This window comes from Streptomyces sp. NPDC127092 (assembly GCF_042722475.1).
GTDB lineage: Bacteria > Actinomycetota > Actinomycetes > Streptomycetales > Streptomycetaceae > Streptomyces.
On record NZ_JBHXFE010000004.1, the window covers coordinates 130,875 to 136,794 of the forward strand.

Annotated in this window: 4 protein-coding genes and 1 pseudogene; 2 read left to right on the top strand and 3 right to left on the bottom strand. The window is 73.9% G+C overall.

The features are described from left to right. Nucleotides 1-44 precede the first annotated feature (44 nt). From ACFWJO_RS04930 to ACFWJO_RS04940, 3 genes and pseudogenes are all read right to left on the bottom strand, one after another. Nucleotides 45-539, bottom strand: a complete 495-nt coding sequence (locus tag ACFWJO_RS04930; protein ID WP_386863411.1) for a hypothetical protein — start codon at nucleotides 537-539, stop codon at nucleotides 45-47. A 65-nt stretch (nucleotides 540-604) separates the two neighbouring features. Then, nucleotides 605-1,933 (bottom strand): annotated as a pseudogene (locus ACFWJO_RS04935) (FAD-dependent oxidoreductase); the annotation flags it as partial. A gap of 155 nt (nucleotides 1,934-2,088) precedes the next feature. Then, complete coding sequence (locus ACFWJO_RS04940) at nucleotides 2,089-3,150, bottom strand: DUF4349 domain-containing protein (protein ID WP_386863412.1); 1,062 nt, start codon at nucleotides 3,148-3,150, stop codon at nucleotides 2,089-2,091. 144 nt (nucleotides 3,151-3,294) lie between these two features. Here ACFWJO_RS04940 and hemG point away from each other — a divergent pair, with 144 nt between their 5' ends. Next, nucleotides 3,295-4,938 carry a protoporphyrinogen oxidase gene (gene hemG / locus ACFWJO_RS04945; RefSeq protein ID WP_386863413.1) on the top strand — a complete coding sequence of 548 codons (1,644 nt, stop codon included), beginning with the start codon at nucleotides 3,295-3,297 and terminating at the stop codon, nucleotides 4,936-4,938. 17 nt (nucleotides 4,939-4,955) lie between these two features. Continuing rightward, nucleotides 4,956-5,669, top strand: a complete 714-nt coding sequence (gene hemQ, locus ACFWJO_RS04950; protein ID WP_384421958.1) for a hydrogen peroxide-dependent heme synthase — start codon at nucleotides 4,956-4,958, stop codon at nucleotides 5,667-5,669. The last annotated feature ends 251 nt before the right edge of the window (nucleotides 5,670-5,920 follow it).

Here is a 5,920-nt window from a genome sequence, read left to right on the forward strand (position 1 = left end):
TCCCTCCCCCCGCACAACGGGGGGGATCGGGCCCGGCGGCCGGGTCAGGCCTCGCAGCCCACGGGCGGGTTGCCGGAGGTGACGCGGCACACGTCGACCCCGAGGCCGCCGTTCACGACGTTCTGGTTGATGTTGACGCGCAGGTAGTCGTTGCCGAGGTCGCCGAAGATGCGCCCGGTCGACGAGACCCTGTTGTTCACGTTGATGTAGTCGGCGTCGTTGCCGCCGCCCGCGGTGCCGTTGACGACGCCCTGCTCGACGAGGATGTAGTCGCGTCCGGCGTTGCCGATGACGGTGCCGTTGAGGTCGCCGGTGGTGATGACGATGTAGTCGTCACCGCCCTGGCCGTTGACGGTGTCGCCACTGGCGACCGTCGCGCAGGAGATGTAGTCGGCGCCCGCCGTTCCGTTGATGGTCGTGCCGGTGACGGAGGTGCCGTTGACGGTGCACGTGGTCGCGGCCTGGGCGGGCGTGCTCAGGGCGAGCGGGGCTATCAGGAGAGAGGCGGCGCAGAGCGCTCGCATGGTGTGTCGGATCATGTGACCAGTCACACACGGTGCGCATGTGCTCGCAAACCGTCACCGAGGGTCGTGGTCCGCTCGGGTCAACCTGCCGCCCGAACGGCTCCCACCGCCTTGCGGGCCGCCACCAGAACCGGGTCCCACACGGGCGAGAACGGCGGCGCGTAGCCCAGGTCGAGGGCCGTCATCCGCTCCACCGTCATCCCCGCCGTCAGCGCCACCGCCGCGATGTCGACCCGCTTGCCCGCGCCCTCCCGGCCCACGATCTGCACGCCGAGCAGCCGCCCGGTCCGCCGTTCCGCCAGCATCTTCACGGTCATCGGCGCCGCTCCCGGGTAGTAGCCCGCGCGGCTCGTCGACTCCACCCGGACCGTCACGTAGCGCAACCCCACCTCGCGGGCGTCCTTCTCGCGCAGCCCGGTCCTGGCGATCTCCAGGTCGCACACCTTCGACACCGCCGTCCCCACCACACCGGGGAAGGTCGCGTAGTCGCCGCCCACGTTCGAACCGATCACCTGGCCGTGCTTGTTGGCGTGCGTGCCCAGCGGCACGTACCGCTCCCGTCCCGACACCAGGTCGAGGACCTCCACGCAGTCACCGCCGGCCCAGACGTTCTCCTGCCCGCGCACCCGCATCGACAGGTCGGTGAGCAGCCCGTCGTACGTGCCGAGCGGCAGCCCCGCCGCCCGTGCCAGCGAGGTCTCCGGCACCACGCCCATGCCGAGCACCACGACGTCGGCCGGGTACTCGCCCTCGTCCGTCGCCACGGCCCGCACGCGGCCGTCCTCACCGGTGAGGATCTTCGTCACCGGCGCGGAGCCGACCGTCGTGATGCCCAGGCCGTCCATCGCCTCGTGCACCAGCCGGCCCATGTCCGGATCCAGCGTCGCCATCGGCTGCTCGCCCCGGTTCAGGACCGTCACCTCGAAGCCGTGCCCGAGCAGCGCCTCCGCCATCTCGACCCCGATGTAGCCGGCGCCGACCACGACAGCCCGCCGGCCCTTCGCCCGGGCCAGCGAGTCGATCAGCGCCTGACCGTCGTCCAGGGTCTGCACGCCGTGCACGCCCGGCGCGTCGATGCCGGGCAGCGGCGGCCGCAGCGGCCGCGCGCCCGTCGCGATCACCAGCTTGTCGAAGCCCGTCCAGCCCTCGGAGCCGGACTCCAGGTCCCTGGTGCGGACCCGCTGCCGGTCCAGGTCGAGCTCGGTCACCTCGGTCCGCATCCGCAGGTCGATGTCCCGGGCCCGGTGCTCCTCCGGGCTGCGGGCGATCAGCCCGTCGCGCGAGCCGACGTCGCCGCCGACCCAGTACGGGATGCCGCAGGCCGAGTACGAGCTGAAGTGCCCGCGCTCGAAGGCGACGATCTCCAGTTCTCCGGGCCCCTTGAGCCTGCGGGCCTGGGGGGGGGGGGAGGGGAGGGGGGGGTGGTGGGGGAGGGGGGTTCCCTGGGTGGAGGGGCGACTCTCTCTTTTTTTTTGTTCCCTGGCTCCTGTCGGCCGCACAACGCACCGACCCCCCCCCCCCCCCCGCCGCCGATGACCACCAGTCGCTCTGTCATACGAACACGCTACGCCGAAGGGCCCGTTCGGCCGGTGCCCTCGGCGCCGTCCGTTTCCTCCTCTTCCCCGTCCCGTGCCGCGGGAACGCCCGCCGCGTTCGTCGGGCGCTCGGCGCGCGGCACCCAGGGGAGCGACTCCTGGGCCGACCGCGACCCGGGGCGGCGGCGCAGGCGCGGGCGGAGCGCCCACCGCCACAGCGCGTACAGCACCGCCGCGACCGCGAGCCACGGGGCGAGGGCGGCGAGGACGACCAGGATCCAGGCGACGGCCGCCACCAGGGCGTCCCAGCCGCCGCGCAGGGCGTCGCCGAGGCCCGGCCGTTCGTCGTCGTCGACGGCGTGCGGGCCCTCGGGCTCGGACAGTTCGAGGGTGATCGTGGCCAGCGTCGTACGGTCCTTCAGGGAGGCCTGCTGGGCGAGCAGCGACTCCAGTTCCGCCTGACGGCGGCTCAGTTCGCCCTCCAGGGTCACCACGTCGCTCAGCCGCGTGGCCCGGTCCATCAGCGCGCGGACCCGCGCCACGCTCGCCCGCTGGGTCGCGATGCGGCTCTCGACATCCACCACCTGCTCGGTGACGTCCTTGGCGTCCGCCTTGCGCGACAGCAGCCTGCCCGCGCCCGCGAGTTCGGCGAGGACGGAGTCGTACCGCTCCTGCGGCACGCGCAGCACCAGCCGGGACACGACGTGCGTGTCGTCGACCCGTTCCGTCGTCTCGTTCTCGACGTGGCCGCCCGCGGCCGTCGCCACCCGGCGGGCCGCCGCCGTCCCCTTCGTCGCGTCCTTCACCTCGACGTACAGCTCGGCGGTGCGGATCACGTGCTGCCGGGCCGCCGCCGGGGCGGAGTTCTTCGGCGGTGTGGTGGCGGCCGACGAGGCCTTGTCCTCCGCCGAGCCGGTGCCGGCGGCCCCGTCGGCCGCCGCCTCGGGCCCCGCGTACGCGGGCTTCTCCGCGCTCGTGCCTCCCTTGCCGTCCGCGCTCGAGCCGGCGTCGGTGTCGCCCGCCCCGCAGCCCGTCAGGACGAGTGAGACCGTCAGCAGCGCCGCCGCGGCGGCAGTGCGCCCTCTTCGCATCCGTAACCCCCCAAGGTTCTCGGTGTGTGCCGTGGTGCCCGTTGGACGTCCGGGTGCGGGAGCGGGTTGCGGTCCGGCGGTAGCGAAGCGGTCACGGTCCGGCCTCGGATCGGGAGCGCACGGGCGATTTGAGAGAGTGGTCCCATGAACGGCCCCATGAACGCGAACGCGCAGAGCACGGACAGCCGGACGACGGACGGCCCGACCACGGACGGCCGGACGACGCGGGGACGGGAGGCGACCGGCCGCCCGCCCGCCGGATCGCACGTCGTCGTCGTGGGAGGCGGCATCTCCGGCCTCGCCGCCGCCCACCGGCTGGTCACCGCCGGTGCCCGGGTCACCCTCCTCGAAGGCGGCGACCGGCTCGGCGGCAAGCTGCTCGCCGGGGAGATCGCCGGCGCCCCCGTCGACCTCGGCGCCGAATCCCTGCTCGCCCGCCGCCCCGAGGCCGTCGCACTCGCCGAACGGGTCGGCCTCGCCGACCGGATCCAGGCGCCCGCCACCACCACCGCCTCCGTGTGGTCCCGCGGCGAGCTCGTGCCCATGCCGAAGGGCCACGTCATGGGCGTCCCGGGCGACGGCCGGGCCGTCGAGCGGCTGCTCTCCGCCGAGGCCGTCGCGCGGATCGACCGCGACCGCGAGCTGCCGCCCACCGAGATCGGCGAGGACATCGCCATCGGCGCGTACGTCGCCGAGCGCATGGGCCACGAGGTCGTCGACCGGCTCGTCGAGCCCCTGCTCGGCGGCGTGTACGCGGGCGACGCCTACCGCATCTCCATGAGGGCCGCCGTGCCCGCCCTCTTCCAGGCCGCCCGCTCCCACGGCACGCTCGCCGAGGCCGTCCGCGCCGTCCAGCGGGCCGGGGCCGCCACCCCGGCGGACGCCGCCGGCGCCGGGACCGGGATCGCCGGCAGCGGCCTCGGCGGCGCCGCCTTCGCCGGCCTGCGCGGTGGCGTCGGCACCCTGCCGCTCGCCGTGGCCGACGCGGTCCGCGCCGCCGGCGGAGAGATCCGCACCGGCGCCCCGGTGACCGCCCTGCGCCGCACCGGCCCGCACGGCTGGCAGGTCGTGACGCCGGAGCGTACGTACGACGCCGACGCCGTCGTCCTCGCCACGCCCGCCGGACCCGCCGCCGCGCTCCTCGCCGGCCACGCGCCCGCCGCCGCCGCGGAGCTCGGCACCGTCGAGTACGCCTCGATGGCGCTGATCACCCTCGCCTTCCGCCGCGCCGACCTGCCCGAGGGCACCGGGCTGCCCGGCGCGGAGCTCCCCGCCCTGCCGGGCTCCGGTTTCCTCGTGCCGCCCGTCGACGGCCACACCATCAAGGCCTCCACCTTCGCGAGCCAGAAGTGGGGGTGGATCGCCGACGCCGCGCCCGACCTGTTCGTGCTGCGCACCTCCGTCGGGCGGTACGGCGAGGAGGAGCAGGTCCACCGCGACGACGCCGACCTCGTCGACGTCTCCCTCAAGGACCTGGGCGCGGCGACCGGCCTCGCCGCCCGGCCCGTCGCCACCACCGTGACCCGCTGGATCGGCGGCCTGCCGCAGTACCCCGTCGGTCACCTGGGCAGGGTCGAGCGGATCCGCGCCGCCGTCTCCGGCCTGCCCGGCCTCGCCCTCGCGGGCGCCGTCTACGAGGGCGTCGGCATCCCCGCCTGCATCGCCTCAGCGCACCGCGCGGCCGACGCGATCCTGGACGGGATCACGGACGCGAGCACGGGCCGGATCACGGACGAGATCATCGCCACGTCGGAAAAGGCCGACCCTGGTGCGGGGCACTGTCCGTGACGGGCGAGAATAGGCGTATGAGTGCGCCCGAAAAGATCCCGAACGCCGGTAAGAAGGCGAAGGACCTCAACGAGGTCATCCGCTACACCCTGTGGTCTGTGTTCAAGCTGCGCGACAACCTTCCCGAGGACCGTGCCGGCTACGCCGACGAGGTCCAGGAGCTGTTCGACCAGCTCGCCGCCAAGGACATCACGATCCGCGGCACGTACGACCTGTCCGGTCTGCGCGCCGACGCCGACGTCATGATCTGGTGGCACGCCGAGACGAGCGACCAGCTCCAGGAGGCGTACAACCTCTTCCGCCGCACGAAGCTGGGCCGCGCCCTGGAGCCGGTCTGGTCGAACATGGCGCTGCACCGCCCCGCCGAGTTCAACAAGTCGCACATCCCGGCCTTCCTGGCCGACGAGACCCCGCGCGACTACGTCTCGGTCTACCCGTTCGTGCGCTCCTACGACTGGTACCTGCTGCCGGACGAGGACCGCCGCCGGATGCTCGCCGACCACGGCAAGATGGCCCGCGGCTTCCCGGACGTGCGCGCGAACACGGTCGCCTCCTTCTCGCTCGGCGACTACGAGTGGATCCTGGCCTTCGAGGCCGACGAGCTCTACCGGATCGTCGACCTCATGCGCCACCTGCGGGCCTCCGAGGCGCGGATGCACGTCCGCGAGGAGATCCCGTTCTACACCGGCCGCCGCAAGAGCGTGGCGGACCTGGTGGCCGGCCTGGCCTGACGGCCCGCCGTCCCCGACCCGGTCACCGTCCGGCGCCCAGCCGGGCGGTGATCCCTCGACCCGGAAGATCAGACGGCAGGCGAAGCTCCGCCTGCCGCTCCAGCGACACCGGGTCCGGCTCCGGGTGGGGGGGGGGGGGAGGGAGAGGGAACCGAGGGCCCGTCCCCCCCCCCCCCCCCCCCCCCGTTGGACGAAACAACAGCAAGAAAGAGCAGCCCCCATGACTATTTCCCCCAGAGATTTTCCCCCCC

Bases quoted from the DNA above. Each gene is read 5' to 3' on its own strand.
- ACFWJO_RS04930 (WP_386863411.1), bottom strand. From the start codon at position 539: ATGATCCGACACACCATGCGAGCGCTCTGCGCCGCCTCTCTCCTGATA.
- ACFWJO_RS04940 (WP_386863412.1), bottom strand. From the start codon at position 3,150: ATGCGAAGAGGGCGCACTGCCGCCGCGGCGGCGCTGCTGACGGTCTCA.
- hemG (WP_386863413.1), top strand. From the start codon at position 3,295: ATGAACGGCCCCATGAACGCGAACGCGCAGAGCACGGACAGCCGGACG.
- hemQ (WP_384421958.1), top strand. From the start codon at position 4,956: ATGAGTGCGCCCGAAAAGATCCCGAACGCCGGTAAGAAGGCGAAGGAC.